Origin of the sequence: Bradyrhizobium cenepequi, assembly GCF_020329485.1 — a bacterium.
GTDB classification, from domain to species: Bacteria; Pseudomonadota; Alphaproteobacteria; order Rhizobiales; family Xanthobacteraceae; genus Bradyrhizobium; species Bradyrhizobium cenepequi.
On the sequence record NZ_JAGKJI010000023.1, the window covers coordinates 62606 to 82771 of the forward strand.

Below are 20166 nucleotides of genomic sequence, written 5' to 3' on the forward strand. Positions count from 1 at the left end.
GCGTGTCAACGCGACTTAAAGCTCTATACGTGGTCGTAATCGACCACGACCTTGTCCGAGCACGGCCGCGCCTGGCAGGTCAGGATGAAGCCTGCCTGCAATTCCCACGGCTCCAGCGAATAGTTCAGCTCCATCTCGGCCCTGCCTTCGACGAGCTTGGCACGGCAGGTCGAGCACATGCCGCCCTTGCAGGCGAAGGGAAGGTCGATACCGGCGCGCAGCGCCGCGTCGAGGATGGCTTCACCCTCCGCAACCGGCACCTCGCGCCGCTTGCCGTCGATGATCAGCGAGGCCAGCGCCTTCGGCGGTGCGCCTGGTTCCACGATCTTCTTCGGCCGCGGCTTGCCGCCGAACTCGGAGACGAAGCGTTCGACGTGGATTTTATCCTCGGCGAGGCCGAGTTCACGGCAGGTCACCTCGATGTCCTCGCTCATCCCGATAGGGCCACAGATGAAGACGTGATCGACGCTTGCCGCCGGCACCAGCGAGCGCAACAGCACCCTCACCTTCTCGCCGTCGAGCCGGCCATGCAGGATCGGAATGTCCTGCTCCTCGCCCGAGATGACGTGGAACAGCGACAACCGCTGCATGAAGCGGTCCTTCAATTCCTCCAGCTCTTCGAGGAACAGCATGCCTGAGGTCGAGCGATTACCGTAGAACAAGAAGAAGCGGCTCTGCGGTTCGCGCGCCAGCACGCCCTTGATGATCGACAGGATCGGCGTGATGCCACTGCCCGCGGCAAAGCCGACGTAAGTCCGCGCCTCCTCCGGCGCCGGCGCGACGCCGAAGCGGCCGGTGGGCGTCATCACGTCGAGCTCGTCGCCAGCTTTCAAGTCTTCCGCGGCCCAGTTCGAGAACGCGCCGCCATCGACCTTCTTCACGACAATGCGCAGCTCGCCGTCGTCGGGACCCGAGCAGATCGAATAGGATCGGCGCACTTCCTCGCCGTCCAGCGTAGTGCGCAGGGTCAGGTATTGGCCTGGCACAAAGCCATAATCGCTTGCGAGCTCCTTCGGGATCGCAAAGGTCATCGATACCGCATCCGCGGTTTCACGGCGCAGGTCGTGGACGGCAAGGCGATGAAAACGGGGTGCGAGCGACATGGTCAATGACACTTGAAGTAATCGAACGGCTCGCGACAGCTCCTGCAACGCCACAGCGCCTTGCAGGAGGTCGAGCCAAATTCGGACAGAAGTTCGGTGTCTTCAGACCCGCATCGCGGGCACGCAACCTGCTGCTGGCCGAACAGCGCACGGCGCGAGCTGCCGGGCAGCGGCGGCGCGATGCCATATTCTTTCAGCTTGCGACGGCCGTCCTCGCTCATCCAGTCGGTGGTCCAGGCCGGCGCCAGCAGGGTGCGGATTTTCGGGCCGCGAATGCCCTCGCGCTCCAGCGCCAGCTCGATCTCCAGCGCGATCATGTTCATGGCGGGGCAGCCGGAATAGGTCGGCGTGATCGCGACCTCGACCCGCCCGTCCTGAACCACGACATCACGCAGCACGCCGAGATCGGCGATAGTCAGGACCGGAATTTCGGGGTCGACCACCTGCGCGGCGGCATCCCACGCGCGCCGGCGTAGATCGGCGTCGCTGATGACAGCGGTCACCATGTCGCCCCCGGAAACGTTCGCTGCAGCGACTGTAATTCGCTGAGGAGATGGCCAAGATGCTCGCTATGCCGGCCGCTACGGCCGCCCTGCTGCATCCAGTTGCTCGCGGGCAAGGCGAGCGTCGCTTCGTTCGCGACGGCGGTAATCGTCTTCAGCCATTGCGGCTGCAGCGGCGCCGGATCGACGGCGATGCCGGCATCGATCAGGCCACGATCAGAGTCGTCGATGGCGAACATCTCGCCGGTGAAGGACCAGAGATCATCGATCGCCGTCTGCGCACGGCGATGGCTTTCCTCGGTGCCATCGCCGAGCCGAATAACCCACTCCGAGGCATGCCTGAGGTGGTAGGCACTCTCCTTCTCCGACTTCGCCGCGATCGCCGCGAGCGTCGCATCCTTTGACTGCATCATCGCGCGCCAGTAGAGATCGGCGAAGGCAGCATAGAAGAACTGTCGCACCATGGTGCGCGCGAAATCGCCGTTCGGCTGCTCGACCAGGAGGAGATTGCGGTACTGCCTGACGTCGCGCAAATAGGCGAACTTGTCCTCGTCGTTGGCCTTGCCCTCGACCTTGGCGGCGTAGCTGTAAAGCTCGCGCGCCTGTCCGAGGAGATCGAGCCCCATATTGGCGAGCGCCATGTCTTCTTCCAGCGTCGGCGCGTGTCCGCACCATTCCGACAGCCGGTGCCCGAGGATCAGCGCATCATCGGCGCGCCGCAGCGTGAAGAGCACGAGCGGGGTTTCGGAGACCTGGATGTTGGCGATGGGCATCCGTTTTCAATCCACCTGCATCAACTTGCTCAAACCTCATCCTGAGGAGCCTGCGTAGCAGGCGTCTCGAAGGATGGGCCGCGGGCACCATCGGGGCCTCATGGTTCTCCCGGCGATGCGAAGCATCGTCCGGAGACGGCGCTACGCGCCTCCTCACCATGAGGGGAGAGAGTCACATATGCCCGACTTCCTCGGGCACGTCGTAAAACGTCGGATGCCTGTAAATCTTCGATTCCGCCGGCTCGAACATCATGCCCTTCTCGGACGGGTCGGAGGCTGTGATCGCATTCGACGGCACGACCCAGATCGAAAGACCCTCGCCGCGGCGGGTGTAGATGTCGCGCGCGGCCTGCAGCGCCAGCGTTGCGTCGGCGGCATGCAGCGAGCCGACATGCTTGTGCGAAAGGCCATTGCGGCTGCGGATGAAGACTTCCCAGAGCGGACTATTTGGCGTGGCCATCTCGGCCTCCCTATTCGGCTGCCTGCGCGAACTGCCGGCGCTTGCGCTTTTCCGCGTACGCAGCCGCCGCTTCGCGCACCCACGCGCCTTCGTCATGCGCCTTGCGACGCGCCGCGAGACGATCGCGGTTGCAGGGGCCGTTGCCCGCAAGCACCTGCTTGAATTCCTCCCAGTCGATCGGGCCGGGCACCCAATGGCCGGCTTCGTCCTGTTTCATCTCAGGGTCAGGGATGGTGAGGCCCAAGAATTGCGCCTGAGGCACGGTCGCATCGATAAATTTCTGGCGCAGCTCGTCGTTCGAGAAGCGCTTGATCTTCCATTTCGTCGAGGTGTCGCTGTGCTGGCTCGCCTTGTCGGGAGGACCGAACATCATCAGCACCGGCCACCACCAGCGGTTCAGCGCATCCTGCGCCATCGCTTTCTGCTCGTCGGTGCCGCGACACAGCGTCAGCATGATCTCGAAACCTTGGCGCTGATGGAACGACTCTTCCTTGCAGACACGGATCATTGCGCGCGCATAAGGGCCGTAGGAGCAGCGGCACAGCGGGATCTGGTTCATGATCGCGGCGCCATCGACCAGCCAGCCGATGGTGCCGATGTCGGCCCATGTCAGCGTCGGATAGTTGAAGATTGAGGAGTACTTTGCCTTGCCCGCCAGCATCGCGTCGACGAGTTCTTCGCGCGATGAGCCGAGCGTCTCGGCGGCGGCATAGAGATAGAGCCCGTGGCCGCATTCGTCCTGTACCTTGGCGAGCAGCGCGGCCTTGCGGCGCAGCGTCGGCGCGCGTGTGATCCAGTTGCCCTCGGGCAGCATGCCGACGATTTCGGAATGGGCGTGCTGGGAGATCTGCCGCGTCAGCGTCTTGCGATAGGCCGCAGGCATCCAGTCGTTCGGCTCGATGCGCTCGTCGGCACCAATGCGTGCCTGGAACGCGGCGGCGCGCGCGGCATCCTCGACATTGCGGTCATCTGCGTCAGACGTGTTCAGCGCCTGCGTGTACATGGCCGACCTCCCGAATTTTATTGTCTTTGATCTATATCAAAATTCCTATTCTTGCAAGTATTCTTGTAACATATTCACGCACCTTCAAATCGCCGGGAAAGTTCCACGCCGGGCTTCGGCAGCGGCCCGTCCTCGTTGGTCGCGTGCCGATCAAGCCATTGTTCGGACAAGGCAAGCACGCCGCGATAGATTTCGCCGCAGAGCTTACGCGCCGCACTCCCCGGCCAGTCCTTCGGCAATAACGCCGTCGGCAGCAGCGGGTCGCGCAGCACTACGCGGCGGTAGTAGTGGATCAGGAGGATGCGGGCGGTGAAAGCGTCGGCGTCGGTGAGTTCCTCGCCGCGCGCGAGCCAGCCGCGCAACGGCTGGAACGTCCTGATGAATTTCTGATAGGCGTCCGCGGTGCGATCGAGCGGCCAGCTTGCGCCGAGCAATCGCCGCCCGTTTTCATCTTCGGCCGAAACTTCCAGGCGGATAGCGCCCGAGGCCTCATCGGGGATCGGCGCGCCCGACGGCGCGACCCACACACCCGGCAGCGGACTGCCGAAGCCGGCGTTCTTCAGCGCCTCGCGCGCGGCGTCGCGATCCTCGCCATTGCCGATCAGCAGCAATTCGAAACGACCGGTCCAGTCTGACGGCGGCGGATCGTAGATGTGCTTGGTCGCGGTGTCGAAGGTCTGCCGCCCCCTCTCATTCAGTCGGTAGAAGCTGTTGCGGCCGACCTTGTTGCGCTCAAGCCAGCCGTCGGCGGCGAGCCGCGACATCGCGGTTCGCACCACGCCGCCATCGATGTCGAGGAACGCAAAGAAATCCAGGAGCGTGCCGAGCCACACCGAGCCGCCGCGCGGCACGATGGAGTCGCCGAACACGGTGATGACGATGGAGCCGGTACGCGACGGTTCGCGCTTCAGCTGGTCGATGATGCGGTCAAGCGGCTGCGGCATGTGTCCACGCATAGCGCGTTTCGCATGAGGGGGACAATGTTGGTTGTAGCGGGCGTGTGGATGCCCGATCAGTCACACCAGCCGCAGCAGGTATTCGACCGTGTACAGGATCAGTCCGGCAAGGCCGCCGATCAGCGAGCCGTTGAAACGGATATATTGCAGGTCCCTGCCGACATTGATTTCAAGCAGCGAGATCAATTGCTGCATGTCCCAGGCCTTCATCTGGTCCGCGATGAACGTCGAAACCCCGCTCTTCTGCTCGGCGACCACCGTCCGAAGGATCGCGACCAACCCCTCGTTGATCTCGGCGCGCAGCTCCGCGTCGCCGGCCAGCGCCTCGCCCGCTTCGGCGAACATCCTGGCCAGATACTGCTGCAGCACCTGCGTCTCCCCCGAGGCGCTGCGCTCGATGAAATCCTTCACGTTCGCCCAGATATTGCGCGCGAGACTTTCGACTTCCGGCCGTGCCAGCAGATCGCGCTTCAATCGGTTGATGCGATCGGCAAAGGCACGATCGCTGCCGAGCCGCTCGACAAACGACAGCAGCATGCGGTCGAACTCGCCGCGGAACGGATGCTTCGGATCGTCACGAACTTCCTCGAAGAATTTGGTCGCGGAAGCGATGATCCGGTTCACGACGAACTTGTCGGCGCGATAGAGCCGCAGCAGCGTCGGCATTTCGGCGCGGACCTTGTCGCGGATGACCGCCATGGTCTCCTTCGTCGTCAGCGTCTGGTGCAGGACGCGCAGGATGTCGTCGAGCAGGCCCTCGTGCTTGCCCTCCTGGACAAAGCCGCGCAGCGCGCCGGCGGCAAGCGGCGCCAGATCGATCCCCAGCAGTTGCGCGGTGACGCGGCGGCTGACGAACTTCATCAGCCCCGAATTCTCCGTCGCCGAGAATGCCTCCGGCAAAAGACCCAGCACGAAGCGCGCAAGATCGGTCGAGCGCTTGCGGTCGCGCAGCCAGTCGGCGATGAAGGCGCCGAAATCGATCTCGCGCAGCTTGGCCTCCACCGGCCCCGCTTCGAGGAAGTTCTTCTCGATGAATTCGCCAAGCTTCTCGGCAATGCGGCCCTGATTGCTCTGGATGATGGCGGTGTGCGGGATCGGCAATCCCAGCGGCCGCTTGAACAAGGCGACGACCGCATACCAGTCGGCGAGCCCGCCGATCGTCGCCGCTTCCGCAAACGCCGCGATGAAGCCGAAGACGGGATGCACCGGCAACAGCGCTTTCGCGGCAAGGAACAGCACGAACGTCGCAGCGAGTACGCCTGTCGCCAGCCACTTCACGCGCCGCAACTCCGCCGCGCGAACCGCGTCGGCGGGAGTGACGAGGGTGAAGGTGGCGGGAAGGGTCATGGTGGTTCAGCAACGGTTGGTTGGCTGCGATCATATCGCGCCACACCCACTGTCGTCATGCCCGGGCTTGTCCCGGCCATCCACGTCTTGGTGCATGCGGCAAGAAAGCGCGTGGATGCCCGGGACAAGCCCGGGCATGACGGAGCAAAAAAGAAGGCCCGCAACCGGCGGGCCTCGGAAAACCAGGTTTGGCAGCCTGACGCGATCAGGCGGTCTTGCCGTAGACCTTGGCGAAATTGTCCTGCGTGGACTTCGCACCTTCGGTGACGAGCTGTCCGAGATATTCGGAAGTGGCCTTGGCCCGCGAAACGAGCACTTCGCCGCGCGCACGAACCAGATCCGACTGGATCTGCACTGCTTCGTTCAGCGACTTGGCGGAAGCCAGCTTGTCGATCCCGTTGAAGAACGCTTCCGCGTCCTGATAGAACGCCTCCTGGATATTGCGGCTGATCTTGGCGGCCTCGGAAACCGAACCGGCAACGGCGGATTCGATCACGGCGGTCACCTTCTCCGAGCCGGCATGCAGGTCGGCGGCACGAACCTTGGCGGTCTCGGCCTGCTTCTTCACGAACTCACGGGCGGCTTCCGGTACTTCCAGGTTCTGGAATTTGGTGAAAGCCTCCGTGACGGGCGCGAAGGCCTGCTTGACGCTATCGAACACGGAATTGGTCTCAGTAGTCATAGGGTCTCTCCATCCTCGGTTAGAGCTATGGGCTCACCCCGTCCAGATCTGGCCCAGGGCGCCACCCTTATGCCATAGTTAATGGTGCAGTGCACCATTCGTGTTGCGATGCAATATCACAAATCCGTGAACAACCGTCAGATTAGGCGATTTGCCCGTCCGGCCGGCGGCAGGCTGGTCAAGCTTGCGGCAGACCGCGCAGGCGGCGTTCAGCGCCGCGACAAAGCATGGCATAGAGAGCTTGACCGAACATACGCCGAGAAAGCCCGTGATCACCATCGCCCACCGGCCGCCGCAGATCATCCGCGCCAATGGCATCGACATCTGCCACGAGATCTTTGGCGACGAGAGCGCCGAACCGATGCTGCTGATCATGGGGCTTGGCGCCCAGATGATCCATTGGGATGACGAATTCTGCAAACAGCTCGCCGCGCGCGGCTTTCGCGTGATCCGCTTCGACAACCGCGACATCGGCCAGTCCGGCAAGCTCACGGGCGGCAAGCGGCTGACCCCGTTTGAACTCTTGAAGCTGCGTCTGTTCGGGATTCCCGTCGCCGCGCCCTACAAGCTGATCGACATGGCCAAGGACACCGTCGGCCTGATGGATGCGCTTGGGCTGAAGTCGGCGCACCTGGTCGGCGCTTCCATGGGCGGCATGATCGCGCAGGAAGTCGCGATCTCGTTTCCGCAAGTCGTGCGCTCGCTCGCCTCGATCATGTCGACGACCGGCAATCCGAAGATTCCGCCGCCGAGCCGCGAGGCAGGGGCGATGCTGATGGCGCCGCCGCCGGGGACGAAGGAGGAATTCATCGAGCGCTTCGCCAAGACCTGGAAGGTCCTGCGCGTCGGCTCCTTCCCGGAGGACGAGGCGCTCGATTACTCGCGCGCAATACGCACCTATGAGCGCGGCCTCAATCCCGCCGGTGTCGGCCGTCAGCTCCGCGCCATCCTCGCCTCCGGTAGCCGCAAGCAACGCCTCAGCGCCGTGCAGGCACCGACGCTCGTGATCCATGGCACCGTCGATCCGCTGGTGCACCCGGCCGGCGGCAAGGACACCGCGGCCTCGATCCCGGGCGCCAAGCTCCTGATGATCGAGGGCATGGGCCATGCATTGCCGATCCCGATGTGGCCCGAGATCATCGACGCCATCGACCAGCATGCGCGTAGCGCAGCGGCAAAGGTGGCGTGACAAGCCGCACGCATCAGCCAAACCGCCTTCTACGCCATTCGATCAGCTTGGCGCTGACTTCTTCCGGCTTTTCCTGCTGCGTCCAATGGCCGCTGTCCCTGACCAGGTATTTCTCGAGGTCGGGAATGAGCTTGTCCATGCCATCGGCCGAGGACGGCGGCAGCACTGCATCGTTCTCGGCCATGATCATCAGCGACGGCACCCGCACGGTGTGATCTAGCCCTTCGGAGCGTTGCCAATTGCGCGACATGTTGCGGTACCAATTGATGCCGCCGGTGAAGCCGGTCCTGGTGAAGGCATCGACGAACACCTGCTTCTCTTCCGCCGACAGGATCGGCGCGCGCGGATCGTGCCTGGCGTCGTAGTTGGCGATCATCTGCGGGAAAGCCAGGTTGAGCCGCGGCGATGCGCCGACGCCGGCCACGACCTCTTCCGCGGGAGCGTCGGGCCGCCGCGCCGGCTTGCGCATGAAGGCATCAAAGGTCTGCTCGACCCGGCTGCCAAAGATCTTGTCCGGCTCGTGCGCGGGGTCCTGGAACTGGACGATATACATGTGCTCGCCGAACCGCTTGCGCAAAAGCTCGATCGGATCGGCCCAAGCGCGGTTGGTATGCGGAGTATTGATGCCGACCACACCGGCGACACGGTCTGGATGCCGAAGCGGCATCTGCCAGACGACGAAGCCGCCCCAGTCATGGCCGACGAAAATGGCCTTCTCGATTCCGAGATGATCGAGCAGGCCGACGAGATCGGCGGTCAGATGCTCGATGTCATAGGCGTCCACCGGTTCCGGCCGGTCGGTCGCGCCATAGCCGCGCTGGTCCGGCGCGATCACGCGAATGCCGGCTTCGCTCAGCGCCCTGATCTGGTGGCGCCAGGAGAAGGCGAGCTCCGGCCAGCCGTGGCACAGCACCATCGGCGGCTTGTCGGTCTTGGGTCCGGCTTCGTAGAAGCCCATGCGGATGCCGTTGGTCTGGGTGAACTGCAGCGGAGGCATTTCCATCATTGCGACGATCCTTATTCCGTGCGTGGATAAGCAATGGCAAAGGGGCCGGACCGGTCAAAATGACTGAACTCGCCCTCCCGCTGCGCCAGCCGGTCGGCCACCGCCCAGAGCGCCGCGGGATTGACACTGAGCCCGATATGGCTTGCGAGCAGCACCTCGATATTTTCGGCCGTCGCCGATGGGCGCAGCACGCTGGTGCGCCAGTTCACGATGCCGTCGGCGCGCGAGTAGATCGAGGTGGTCGGCACCGGCATGTCGCCTGCGATCGCCTGACGGAGCTCGGGAATGTCGTCGACACCCTCGCCTGTCAGCGCCTCGTACAGCCGCGTCGCGTTGGTGGCGCGGATATCGCCCGCAAACGGGCTGCCAAGCGTGATGACGGAGCGCACCGTCTCCGGCGCGTGCAGCCCCAGATCGCGTGCGTAGACGCCGCCGAGACTCCATCCGACGATGCTCACCTTGCGTCCGGTAGTGTCGCTGATCCGCCGCAACAGATCGCGCAACGACGCGCGCATCCGGCTGAGGCCGCCGACATTGCGGCCCAGGCTCCAGGCATAAGTGTCATAGCCGAGCGCTTTCAGGTACCGCCGCATCGGCGCCATCGACAAATCGCTCGCCAGGAACCCCGGCAGCGTCAGCACCGGATGGCCGTCCCCCTTCGGTGCGCGCATCAAAAGCGGCAGCAGCAGGAGGCTCGAATTGAACTCGAGCAGACCCCTGCCCTCGGCCAGCATCAGACAGACGTTCGGTGGACGCAGCCGGCGTTCGCTCTCCTCACGGCTGCCATCCACCGTCGCCATCTATTTCCTGTCCCTCTTCTGGGAGCCGCCGAGGCCAGCCATCGCCACGAACATATCCTGGAAGCGCTCGGCCAGTTTGGGATCGAGCCAGTTCTGCATCAGCGCCTCCGGCGAGATCTTCTCGATGTTCTGTGTCATCTGCTGCTGAAGCTTGTCCATGACCGCCGTCTGCATCGGCGCAACATCCGGCAGGCCAAAGAACTGCCGGGCTTCGAGCGGTGTGCAATCTATTTCGATATTGACCTTCATGACCGCTCCTCAATGCAGTTGACGTAAGAGCATAATCCGGAAATTCGATTCTTCGAGGATCGTGCTGCGGAGCAGTATCACCGCCAGAGGGCAAGCAAGGCAAGCGGCACGATGACGGCTGACGGCGCATCGCGTGGCAGGGTCAACCAAAGCGCTCCACCGCGAACAGCTTCGCATCCGCAAACGGCGTCTCGCCGGTCATCATCTCCGCAAGCAGCCGGCCGCTGACGGGCCCGAGCGTCAGCCCATGGTGCTGATGGCCAAAATCGAACCAGAGTCCCGGGTGGCGCGGCGCCCTCCCGATCACCGGCAGCATGTCGGGCAGGCACGGCCGCGCGCCCTTCCAGGGCTTTGCTTCCACCGGATCGCCGAGCGGAAACAGGTTGCGCGCCCGCGACACCGCCCGCTCGACCTGGACTGGGGACGCCGGCGCATCGCGATGGGCGAACTCGACGCCGGTGGTCAGACGGATGCCGCGGTTCATCGGCGCGAGACAATAACCGAGATCGGAATCGAGCACGGGATGGTTGAGCACGGCATTGCCGGCCGGCTTCAGGTGCAAATGATAGCCGCGCTTGACCTGAAGCGGGATCGAATAGCCGAGCGGGCCGAACACCTGGTCGGACCACGGGCCCATCGCGACCACCACCTCGCGGGCGGTCACGGTGCCCTCGCCGATTGCCACGCGCCATCGTCCGCCGGACTGTTCGAGCGTACGGGCATCGCCAACAAAGAAGCGGCCGCCCCTGCGGCCGAACAGCGCGGCATACGCCTTTGCCAGCCCGCCGGGATCGGCGACCGAGCCCGGCGCCGGCGAATATACCGCGCCAGCGAAGTCGCCCGACAGGTTCGGCTCACGCGTGGCGATGCCCTGGGCATCGAGGACCTGGTTTGTGACGCCATATTGCTTCGCACGCTCGGTATCGCGTACGGCCTTGGCGAAGCTCGCTTTGCCACGATAGAGCTTGATCCAGCCGGTCTTGCGCAGCAATTCCGGAACGCCGGCTTCCGCAATCAGCGCCTCATGCTCAATCAGGCTCTGGCGGATCAGCGGCATCTCCGCGAGTGCGCTGCGCAATGCACCCTCCGGCGAGGAGGCGAGATAATAGCGCGCGAGCCAGGGCAGGAAGATCGGCAGGTCGGCGAGACGGTAGCGCACCTGCGGCGCGCGGTTCAGCGCATAGCGGAGGAGCTCGCCGAAGTCCCGCGGGAACATGTAAGGAAAAACCGAGGCGCATTCGATGATGCCGGCATTGCCGTAGCTCGTTTCCTCGCCGGCGGCATCGTGCCGGTCGATGAGGACGACGTCGCGGCCTCGTTTTTGTAGATGCAGGGCGGCACCGACACCGACCATGCCCGCCCCCAGGACAACGACGTCGGCCCTCAGTTCCGCCATCCTCACTCCGAAAGTTCAATGTCACGCGCACGGCCAACCGCCAGCGGGGGTCAAGCTAATCATTGCGGCACGGCTGCGTAAACTGATCTCACCTTCTACGGGAAATCGCGCTTGCGCACCCGGTAAACTTTGGCAACATTGGCATGCAATATCCTACCAACAGCGCGCATCGCGGGACCAAGACGGGGAACAGGTTCAAATGTCGGTACGTCACCATCTGCTTGCGGCAATAAGTCTTGCCATCGTCGCGACGACACCCGTTTCGGCCCAGACGCTGCGCTACGCCAATCAGGGCGAGCTCAAGTCGCTGGATCCGTATACGCTGAAGGAAACCACGACCATTGCCCATCACGGCCATGTCTATGAGGGCCTCGTCGCGCGCGACAAGGAACTGAAGATCGTCCCGGCGCTTGCGGAAAGCTGGGAGACGTTGAGTCCGACCAAGTGGCGTTTCCATCTACGCAAGGGCGTAAAATTCCACAATGGCGACCCCTTCACCGCGGACGACGTGCTGTTCTCCGCCGAGCGCGTCCGCGCCAAGGGCTCGAACTTTCTCAGCAATGTTCCGGCCGACGCCAAGTTTTCCAAGGTCGACGACTACACCGTAGACGTGACGCTGGATTCGCCCAATCCCATCCTCACCTCGCAGTGGGACGGCTGGTACATCATGGACAAGAAGTGGTGCGAGGAGAACAACTCGATCGCTCCCACGCCGGCGGCCGCGACGACGCCGAGCTTTGCCTCGTTGCACGAGAACGGCACCGGGCCCTTCATGATCGAGAGCCATCAGCCCGGCGTGAAGACGGTGTTCAAAGCGAACCCGAACTGGTGGCGCAAGCCCGAGCATAATCTCAAGGAGATCATCTTCACACCGATCGGCTCCGACGCAACGCGCGTCGCCGCGCTGCTCTCAGGCGAGGTCGACGTGATCGAACCGGTTCCGATTCAGGACATCCAGCGCGTCAATTCGAGCGGCAACGCCTCCGTCATGACCGGGCCGGAAATCCGCACCATCTTCCTCGGTATGGATATGGCGCGCGACGAGCTCCTGTATTCGAACATCAAGGGCAAGAATCCGTTCAAGGACATCCGCGTCCGCGAAGCCTTCTACAAGACGATCGACGTCGAGCTGATCAAGAACCGCGTGATGCGCGGGCTGTCGACCCCCTCGGCGCTTATGATCGCGCCCCAGCTCTACCCGCTGTTCAAGGACTTCAGGCGGCCGAAGCTCGACCCCGACGGCGCCAAGAAGCTCCTCGCAGACGCCGGCTATCCCGACGGCTTCGAACTGACCATGGACTGCCCCAATGATCGCTACGTCAACGACGCCGCGATCTGCCAGGCGGTGGTCGGCATGCTCGCCCGCATCGGCGTCAAGGTGAATCTCCTTGCGCAGCCGAAAGCGCAGTACTTCGCCAAGGTCTTGAAGCCCGGCGGCTACCAGACCTCGTTCTTCCTGCTCGGCTGGACACCCGCTTCCTCCGATTCCCACAACGTGCTGCACGATATCCTGGGCTGCCGCGACGATCCCAAGGATTCAACCCGCGGCGAAGCCAGTCTCGGCGGCTACTGCAACAAGGAAGTTGATGCGCTTACCGACAAGGTGCTGGTCGAAACCGACACGGCCAAGCGCGACCAGCTGATCAAGCAGGCCTACGAAATCGTCATCAAGGATTACGGCTACATCCCGCTGCACCAGCAGGGGTTGGCATGGGGCGTGTCGAAAAAAGTGAAATTGACCCAGCGCGCGGACAACCAGGTCCTGCTGTACTGGGCGACCAAGCAGGAAGACTGAGTGTCTTCGCCGATTTGGCGTCCCGGAAGCGGTCGTCTCCGGGACCTCTCGTTTCCGGCTCGCGCAACGCTGCGCGCCGTGTCTGAAAAGAAGTGAAAGGTAGAGATGCTCGCTTTCACTCTTCGTCGCGCGCTTCAGGCCATCGGCGTCATGATCGCTGTGGGGATCATCTCGTTCTCGATGTTCCGCTTCGCCGGAGATCCCGTAAACCAGATCGTTTCGATCGACACCTCGGCCGCGGAACGGGCGTCGATCCGCCAGTCGCTCGGCCTCGACGATCCCGTGCTGGTGCAGTTCGGCCGCTACCTGGTCAACGCCGCGCAGTTCAAGTTCGGCGTTTCCTATCAGTTCCGCCAGCCGGTCTCGACGTTGTTGATGGAGCGGATGCCGGCGACGCTGGAGCTTGCGATCTGCGCCACGGTGCTCGCGATGGTGTTCGGCATTTTGATGGGCGTCTATTCGGCGCTCAGGCGCGACACCCTGCTCGCCAAACTATTCCAGGCGGTGTCGCTGATCGGCATCTCGCTGCCGACCTTCCTGATCGGCATCTTGCTGATCTATCTGTTCGCGGTAACACTCGGCTGGTTGCCCTCGTTCGGCCGCGGCGAGGTGGTGCGGCTCGGCTGGTGGACGACCGGGCTGCTCACCGTGTCTGGCTTGAAGGCGCTGATCATGCCCTCGATCACGCTCGGCCTGTTCCAGATGACCTTGATCATGCGATTGGTGCGCGCGGAAATGCTGGAAGTGCTGCGCACCGACTATATCCGCTTTGCCCGCGCCCGCGGGCTCACCACGCGGGCGATCCACTTCGGCCATGCGCTGAAGAACACGCTGGTTCCCGTGATCACCGTGGCCGGTTTGCAGTTTGGCTCGGTTATTGCATTTGCGATCATCACGGAAACCGTGTTCCAGTGGCCCGGCATGGGCCTGATGTTCGTGCAAGCGGTGCAAAACGTCGATATCCCGATCATGGCGGCTTACCTGCTGATGGTTTCGCTGATCTTCGTCACCATCAACCTGGTGGTCGATATCCTCTACACCATCGTCGACCCGCGCCTGCGCGCGACCATCAGCCGCCCGGCTTAAGACGAGATTCTTGAGATGTCCGACGCCGTCGTTCCAGACCGAACCGATTCCAACGCGCCATCCGTGCGTCCTGACGGCGGCTGGTTCAGGCGCGCGTTCGAAAGCGACCTGTTCTATTCGTTCCGCCGCTCCAGGCTGACGATGCTGGCGGCCGCCGTCACCGTGCTGTTCTTCCTGCTCGCAATCTTTGCGTCAGTTCTGGCGGTACAGAACCCGTTCGATCCAGCGCAGCTACAATTGATGAATTCGCGCATCTCACCACTGTGGACCGCCGACGGCCAGAGCCCGTTCCTGCTCGGCACCGACGAGCAGGGCCGCGACGTCTTCTCCGCGATCCTCTACGGCTTGCGGATTTCGCTCACGGTCGGCGTGCTCGGCGTGGTTCTTGCCGGCGTGCTCGGCATCACGCTCGGATTGATCGCGGGCTATGTCGGCGGCGCCGTCGACAGCGTCATCATGCGGATCGCCGACGTGCAGCTCACTTTCCCCGCCATCCTGATCGCGCTGCTCGTCAACGGCGTCGCCAAATCGATCCTGGGCAATCGGCTCGACGCCATGAGCACGCTGGTGGTGCTGGTGATTGCGATCGGGCTGAGCTTTTGGGTGCAATATGCCCGCACCGTGCGCGGCTCGGTCATGGTGGAGAAGAACAAGGACTATGTCGCCGCCGCGCAACTGATCGGCCTGCCCGCGCAGAAGATCATGCTACGTCATGTGCTGCCCAACACGATGGGCCCGATCCTCGTCATCGCCACCATCAATTTGGCATTGGCCATCATCACCGAGGCGACGTTGTCGTTCCTGGGGTCTGGCATGCCCGACACCATGCCCTCGCTCGGCACGCTGATCCGGATCGGCAACAATTATCTGTTCGCCGGCGAATGGTGGATTGTCGCCTTCCCGGGCCTTGCGCTGGCCGGCCTGATACTCTCGATCAACCTGCTCGGCGACTGGCTGCGCGACGCGCTCAATCCGAAGCTCCGATGACTGTGCCCGTCCTCTCCGTGCGTGACCTTAAGGTGGAGTTCGTCACCCGCCGCGCCACGTTGCGCGCGATCGACGGCGTCTCCTTCGACATCGCCAAAGGCGAGGTGCTGGGCGTGGTCGGCGAATCCGGCGCCGGCAAGTCGGTCACCGGCCTTGCTGTGATTGGCCTGATCGATCCGCCTGGCCGCATCTCCGGCGGCGAGATCCTGCTCTCGGGCATGCGCATCGATCACTTGCCGGCCGAGGAGATCCGGCGCGTGCGGGGAAAGCGGATCGGCATGATCTTCCAGGATCCGCTGACGAGCCTCAATCCGCTCTACCGGATCGGCGACCAGATCGTCGAGACCATCCGCACCCACACCAATCTCTCCGAAAGCGCCGCGCGCAAACGCGCCATCGACCTGCTTGCCGAGGTCGGCATTCCCGCGCCGGAAAAGCGCGTCGACGGCTATCCGCACGAATTCTCCGGCGGGATGCGCCAGCGCGTCGTGATTGCGCTCGCGATCTGCGCCGAGCCGGAGCTGATCATCGCCGACGAGCCGACCACCGCGCTCGACGTTTCCGTGCAGGCGCAGATCATCGCATTGATCAAGCGGCTCGGTCGCGACCACGGCACCGCCGTGATGCTGGTGACGCACGACATGGGCGTGATCGCCGAGACCTGCGACCGCGTCGCGGTGATGTATTCCGGCCGCATCGCCGAGATCGGCCCGGTGCAGGACGTCGTCCGCAATCCGCTGCATCCCTACGCCAAGGGCCTGATGGGCGCGATCCCGACGCTTGCGGGCGAGGACAAGCGGCTGGTGCAGATCCCCGGCTCGATGCCGCGGCTGTCGGCGATTCCGCCCGGCTGCCCGTTCAACCCGCGCTGTGCCTTTGCCTTCGACCGCTGCCGGGTCGAGCGTCCCGAACCGCTTCCGAACGGCGCGCAGGCCGTCGCCTGCCATCTCTACGATCGCGCCGCCGAGGAGAGCGCAGCATGACGGCGCTCGTTGAGATCAAGAATCTCCGCCGCGTGTTCGACGTGTCGAAGCCGTGGCTCAACCGCGTGCTCGAAGGCGGCCATCTCGAATTCCTCCGGGCGGTCGACGGCGTCACCTTCGATATCCGCAAGGGCGAGACCTTCGCGCTTGTCGGCGAGTCAGGCTCGGGCAAGACCACGGTCGCGCGCATGGTGGTCGGGCTGTTGCCGCCGAGCTCGGGCGAGGTCGTGATCGACGGCGTCTCGATGACCGATCCCAGGCAGGCGCAGGCGCGCCAGCGCTTGCGCCGGCGCATCCAGATGATCTTCCAGGATCCGTATGCAAGTCTCAATCCGCGTTTCCGGGTTGATGCCATTGTCTCCGAGCCGATCCGCGCCTTCGACCTGATCCAGGGCGAGCGCGACATTCGCGCGCGCGTCGGCGAATTGCTCTCCCTCGTCGGGCTGCATGCCGATGACGGGTTGAAATATCCGCACGAATTCTCTGGCGGCCAGCGCCAGCGCGTCGCGATCGCCCGCGCGCTCGCCTCGGAGGCCGAGTTCATCGTCTGCGACGAGCCGACCTCGGCGCTGGATGTTTCCGTGCAGGCGCAGATCCTCAATTTGATGCGCGACCTGCAGGACAAGTTCGGCCTCACCTATCTCTTCATCAGCCACAATCTTGCCGTCGTCCGCCACATGGCGAGCCGGATCGGCGTGATGTATCTCGGCCGCATCGTCGAGGTCGCGGAGGGCTGCGCGCTGTTCAACAATCCGCGCATGCCCTACACCAAGATGCTGCTCGGCGCGGTTCCCGATCTCGCCATGAGTGGCCGCCAGCGCATTCCCGTGAAGGGCGAAATCCCGAACCCGATCGATCCGCCGCCGGGATGCGCCTTCAACCCGCGCTGCCCGCTGGCGTTTGACCTGTGCCGCAAGCAGCTGCCGGAATTGATTGACGGCGTCGCTTGCCATGCCGTGAATGCCCCCGCCGAGGCTGCCGCGCCGGCGTGATCACGTGGATGCGACATAGCCATGCCGGCTGCGCCGTTGGCAGCGCCTCGTGCCTGTGATCAAGTGCGCCCGCCAAAAAAACAACTGGTGGCCCAGCCATGAGCAATATCAATCCCGATCCGTTCACGACGCGTCCCGAGATCGAAGGCACGTTCGGCGTCATCACCTCGACGCACTGGATCGCGACCGCGGTCGGCATGGCCACGCTGGAGAAAGGCGGTAACGCCTTCGATGCCGGTGTCGCCGCCGCCTTTACACTACAGGTGGTCGAGCCGCATCTCAACGGCCCCGGCGGCGACGTGCCCATCATCGTGCATGACGTGAAGCGTGGCAGAACCGAGGTGATCTGCGGCCAGGGCCCCGCGCCGGCAAAGGCGACGATCGCGCATTACCGCAGCGAAGGACTGGAGATGGTCCCCGGCACGGGGCTGCTCGCCGCCTGCGTGCCCGGGACGTTCGAATCGTGGATGCTGCTGCTCCGCGACTATGGCACGCTAAAGCTGCGCGACGTGCTGGAGCCCGCGATCGCGTATGCTCGCGACGGTTTTCCGCTGGTCGAGCGCGCTTGCGCCACCATCAAAACGGTCGAGCAATTATTCCGGACACACTGGCCGACCTCGGCGGAGGTCTACCTGCCCAACAACGAGGTGCCAAAGCCCGGTACGATCTTCACCAACAAGCGCCTTTCGGAAACCTACGCCCGCATCCTGCAGGAGGCGGAAAGCGTAGGCGGCGACCGCGTCGCGCAGATCGAGCGCGCGCGCCAGGCGTGGTCGAAGGGTTTTGTCGCCGAAGCGATCGACAACTTCTGCCGCACCCGCGATGTGATGGATGTCTCCGGCTCGCCGCACCGCGGCGTGCTCTCGGCTAACGACATGGCGCGCTGGCAGCCGACCGTCGAAGCGCCGCTGACCTACGATTACGGCCGCTACACCGTCTGCAAGGCCGGCGTCTGGAGCCAGGGCCCGGTGATGCTGCAGCAGCTCGCACTGCTGAAGGGTTTTGACCTCGACGGCCTCGATCCCACCAGCGCCGATTTCATCCATCTGCAGATCGAATGCGCCAAGCTTGCTTATGCCGATCGCGAGACGTTCTACGGCGATCCCAATTTCACGGAGATCCCGATCGAGACGCTGCTGTCGGACGCCTACAACGACGAGCGCCGCAAGCTGATCTCGAAGGACAGGGCCTCGCTCGACTTTATTCCCGGCTCGGTCGAAGGCTTTGGCGCAGTGGTGAAGCTGCGGCGTGCCGAGGGGCATCGCGAGGCGGTCGGCGCGATGGGCGCGGGCGAGCCTACTGTCGGCCGCTTCGGCGAGGTGCGCGGCGACACCGTGCATTTCGACATCATCGACAAGGCCGGCAACATAATCTCGGCAACGCCCTCAGGCGGCTGGCTGCAATCCTCACCCGTCATCCCCGAGCTCGGGTTCTGCCTCGGCAGCCGTGCGCAGATGTTCTGGCTGGAGGAGAACCATCCCGCCTCGCTCGCGCCGGGCAAGCGCCCGCGCACGACGCTCTCGCCCACCATGGCGCTGCGCGATGGCGAGCCGTATCTGGCTTGGGGCTCGCCGGGCGGCGACCAACAGGACCAATGGATCACGCAGTTCTTCCTCCGCCACGTCCATGCCAATCTGAACCTGCAGGAGGCGATCGACGCGCCGGCCTGGCATTCCGAGCATTTCCCGATTTCGTTCTGGCCCCGCACCGCGCGTCCGGGCGTGCTCGTGGTCGAAGGCCGCGTGCCCAAGGCGAGCATCGACGAATTGCAGCGTCGCGGCCACATCATCGAGGTCGGCCCGGACTGGTCGGAGGGCCGCCTGACTGCCGCCTCGCGGTTGGGGCGCAGGCGCCGCGCCGCCGCCAATCCGCGGGGCATGCAAGGTTACGCCGCTGGAAGGTAGCTGACCCAAGTCGCGCTCCATATCCCTCATGGTGAGGAGGCGCGTTAGCGCCGTCTCCGGACGATGCTTCGCATCGCCGGGAGAACCATGAGGCCCGGCCAGTGGCCTCAATCCTTCGAGACGCGCGTGCCGCGCTCCTCAGGATGAGGAGATACATCGCGCCTTAAATCACCAGCTCCCGCAGCACGCGGCGGCAATCCATCTCGTATTCGAGATCGACCACCGGCGGCCGGGCGAAATGCCAGGTCAGACCGGAGCGGGTGGCGCCGCGGCGCACCAGTTCGTCGGCAATGTGCGGATGGAAATCATGTATGGTATAGGCATGCACGCCGGTGGTGTCCTGCCAGGTGAAGCCGAATTCGGCGAGCTGCCGCTCCATCTCACCGACGGTGAAGCGCACCTTCTCCTTCCACGCTTCCGCGCTCATGTCGCGATAGCGCACGATGCGTTCGGGATAGCTGCCGCTACCGCCGCGTGCCTCGGCTCCGCCGGCGATCACGAAAGACGGCGAGGTCCCCGTGCTCCGGCGCGTGAACGAGAATGCGTAGAATGACGGCTCGGCAGGCGGATCGATCTCGGGACAGACATTGCTGCGCGCCACCGGATTGGTGGTGCCATCGAACAATCCCCACTCCGCGAGTGTCTTCACATAGTGCTCGTTGAAGGCGCGAAAGCCCGTCTCCGAGACCGCCGCCGGCGAACGCAGCTCGCAGGCACAGAACGAGGTGAGAGGTCGTCCCGCCGCCTGGATATGGCTTGCGATCCGCGCAAAGCCTTCGGCAAGCGGCACCAACCTGTCGAAGCGCACGCGCTCAACCTCGAAGCCGGGATTGGCGGCCGCGCCGCTCGAATACTGGAACACGGCCGGAATGAAACGATAGTTGCCGGGTGCGAAATCACTCACCATGTCCGTTCTCCCCAAATCTTATTAGTCGCATGCGCGCTTGCCACT

At 64.0% G+C, this 20166-nt stretch carries 20 protein-coding genes; 7 read left to right on the forward strand and 13 right to left on the reverse strand.

Going from position 1 to position 20166, the window contains the following annotated elements:
• Window positions 1-23 precede the first annotated feature (23 nt).
• From paaE to J6497_RS23225, 8 genes are all read right to left on the reverse strand, one after another.
• Window positions 24-1103: a 1,2-phenylacetyl-CoA epoxidase subunit PaaE gene (gene paaE / locus J6497_RS23190; RefSeq protein WP_225706595.1), complete on the reverse strand. Its 1080-nt coding sequence runs from the start codon at window positions 1101-1103 to the stop codon at window positions 24-26.
• Window positions 1104-1105: 2 nt separating this feature from the next.
• Window positions 1106-1609: a 1,2-phenylacetyl-CoA epoxidase subunit PaaD gene (paaD, locus tag J6497_RS23195; RefSeq protein WP_225706596.1), complete on the reverse strand. Its 504-nt coding sequence runs from the start codon at window positions 1607-1609 to the stop codon at window positions 1106-1108.
• Window positions 1603-2379 (reverse strand): 1,2-phenylacetyl-CoA epoxidase subunit PaaC, encoded by a 777-nt coding sequence (gene paaC / locus J6497_RS23200; RefSeq protein ID WP_225706597.1) that lies wholly within the window; start codon window positions 2377-2379, stop codon window positions 1603-1605. Before paaC ends, paaD begins: the two co-directional genes overlap by 7 nt.
• Window positions 2380-2551: 172 nt before the next feature.
• Window positions 2552-2839: a 1,2-phenylacetyl-CoA epoxidase subunit PaaB gene (gene paaB / locus J6497_RS23205; protein WP_225706598.1), complete on the reverse strand. Its 288-nt coding sequence runs from the start codon at window positions 2837-2839 to the stop codon at window positions 2552-2554.
• 10 nt (window positions 2840-2849) lie between these two features.
• Complete coding sequence (paaA, locus tag J6497_RS23210; RefSeq protein ID WP_225706599.1) at window positions 2850-3842, reverse strand: 1,2-phenylacetyl-CoA epoxidase subunit PaaA; 993 nt, start codon at window positions 3840-3842, stop codon at window positions 2850-2852.
• Between the two features lie 74 nt (window positions 3843-3916).
• On the reverse strand, window positions 3917-4786 hold the full coding sequence (gene paaX, locus J6497_RS23215; RefSeq protein ID WP_225706600.1) for a phenylacetic acid degradation operon negative regulatory protein PaaX: 870 nt from the start codon (window positions 4784-4786) through the stop codon (window positions 3917-3919).
• A gap of 72 nt (window positions 4787-4858) precedes the next feature.
• The gene (locus J6497_RS23220; RefSeq protein WP_225706601.1) at window positions 4859-6145 is read right to left on the reverse strand and encodes a DUF445 domain-containing protein; all 1287 of its coding nucleotides are present in this window, start codon (window positions 6143-6145) and stop codon (window positions 4859-4861) included.
• Window positions 6146-6350: 205 nt separating this feature from the next.
• Complete coding sequence (locus J6497_RS23225) at window positions 6351-6827, reverse strand: phasin (RefSeq protein ID WP_225706602.1); 477 nt, start codon at window positions 6825-6827, stop codon at window positions 6351-6353.
• A gap of 268 nt (window positions 6828-7095) precedes the next feature.
• Here J6497_RS23225 and J6497_RS23230 point away from each other — a divergent pair, with 268 nt between their 5' ends.
• Window positions 7096-8016 carry an alpha/beta fold hydrolase gene (locus tag J6497_RS23230; RefSeq protein ID WP_225706603.1) on the forward strand — a complete coding sequence of 307 codons (921 nt, stop codon included), beginning with the start codon at window positions 7096-7098 and terminating at the stop codon, window positions 8014-8016.
• 13 nt (window positions 8017-8029) lie between these two features.
• On the opposite strand, the gene J6497_RS23235 is transcribed toward J6497_RS23230, so the two are convergent.
• From J6497_RS23235 to J6497_RS23250, 4 genes are all read right to left on the reverse strand, one after another.
• A complete protein-coding gene (locus J6497_RS23235; RefSeq protein ID WP_225706604.1) occupies window positions 8030-9022 on the reverse strand; it encodes an alpha/beta fold hydrolase in 993 nt (330 codons plus the stop codon).
• Between the two features lie 11 nt (window positions 9023-9033).
• Window positions 9034-9822 carry a lipase family alpha/beta hydrolase gene (locus J6497_RS23240; protein ID WP_225706605.1) on the reverse strand — a complete coding sequence of 263 codons (789 nt, stop codon included), beginning with the start codon at window positions 9820-9822 and terminating at the stop codon, window positions 9034-9036.
• Entirely contained in the window at window positions 9823-10071 is a 249-nt protein-coding gene (locus tag J6497_RS23245; RefSeq protein ID WP_225706606.1) for a DUF6489 family protein, read from the reverse strand.
• Between the two features lie 142 nt (window positions 10072-10213).
• Window positions 10214-11467: an NAD(P)/FAD-dependent oxidoreductase gene (locus J6497_RS23250; RefSeq protein ID WP_225706607.1), complete on the reverse strand. Its 1254-nt coding sequence runs from the start codon at window positions 11465-11467 to the stop codon at window positions 10214-10216.
• Between the two features lie 199 nt (window positions 11468-11666).
• Here J6497_RS23250 and J6497_RS23255 point away from each other — a divergent pair, with 199 nt between their 5' ends.
• From J6497_RS23255 to J6497_RS23280, 6 genes are all read left to right on the forward strand, one after another.
• Window positions 11667-13262 (forward strand): ABC transporter substrate-binding protein, encoded by a 1596-nt coding sequence (locus tag J6497_RS23255; protein ID WP_225706608.1) that lies wholly within the window; start codon window positions 11667-11669, stop codon window positions 13260-13262.
• A 105-nt stretch (window positions 13263-13367) separates the two neighbouring features.
• Window positions 13368-14348, forward strand: coding sequence for an ABC transporter permease (locus tag J6497_RS23260; RefSeq protein WP_225706609.1), 981 nt, complete (start codon window positions 13368-13370; stop codon window positions 14346-14348).
• A 15-nt stretch (window positions 14349-14363) separates the two neighbouring features.
• Window positions 14364-15335 (forward strand): ABC transporter permease, encoded by a 972-nt coding sequence (locus tag J6497_RS23265; RefSeq protein WP_225706610.1) that lies wholly within the window; start codon window positions 14364-14366, stop codon window positions 15333-15335.
• Window positions 15332-16318, forward strand: coding sequence for an ABC transporter ATP-binding protein (locus J6497_RS23270; RefSeq protein WP_225706611.1), 987 nt, complete (start codon window positions 15332-15334; stop codon window positions 16316-16318). Before J6497_RS23265 ends, J6497_RS23270 begins: the two co-directional genes overlap by 4 nt.
• The gene (locus J6497_RS23275) at window positions 16315-17310 is read left to right on the forward strand and encodes an ABC transporter ATP-binding protein (protein WP_225706612.1); all 996 of its coding nucleotides are present in this window, start codon (window positions 16315-16317) and stop codon (window positions 17308-17310) included. Before J6497_RS23270 ends, J6497_RS23275 begins: the two co-directional genes overlap by 4 nt.
• 98 nt (window positions 17311-17408) lie before the next feature.
• On the forward strand, window positions 17409-19214 hold the full coding sequence (locus tag J6497_RS23280; RefSeq protein WP_225706613.1) for a gamma-glutamyltransferase family protein: 1806 nt from the start codon (window positions 17409-17411) through the stop codon (window positions 19212-19214).
• 163 nt (window positions 19215-19377) lie between these two features.
• On the opposite strand, the gene cnbZ is transcribed toward J6497_RS23280, so the two are convergent.
• Entirely contained in the window at window positions 19378-20121 is a 744-nt protein-coding gene (gene cnbZ / locus J6497_RS23285; RefSeq protein ID WP_225706614.1) for a 2-amino-5-chloromuconate deaminase CnbZ, read from the reverse strand.
• Window positions 20122-20166: the final 45 nt, after the last annotated feature.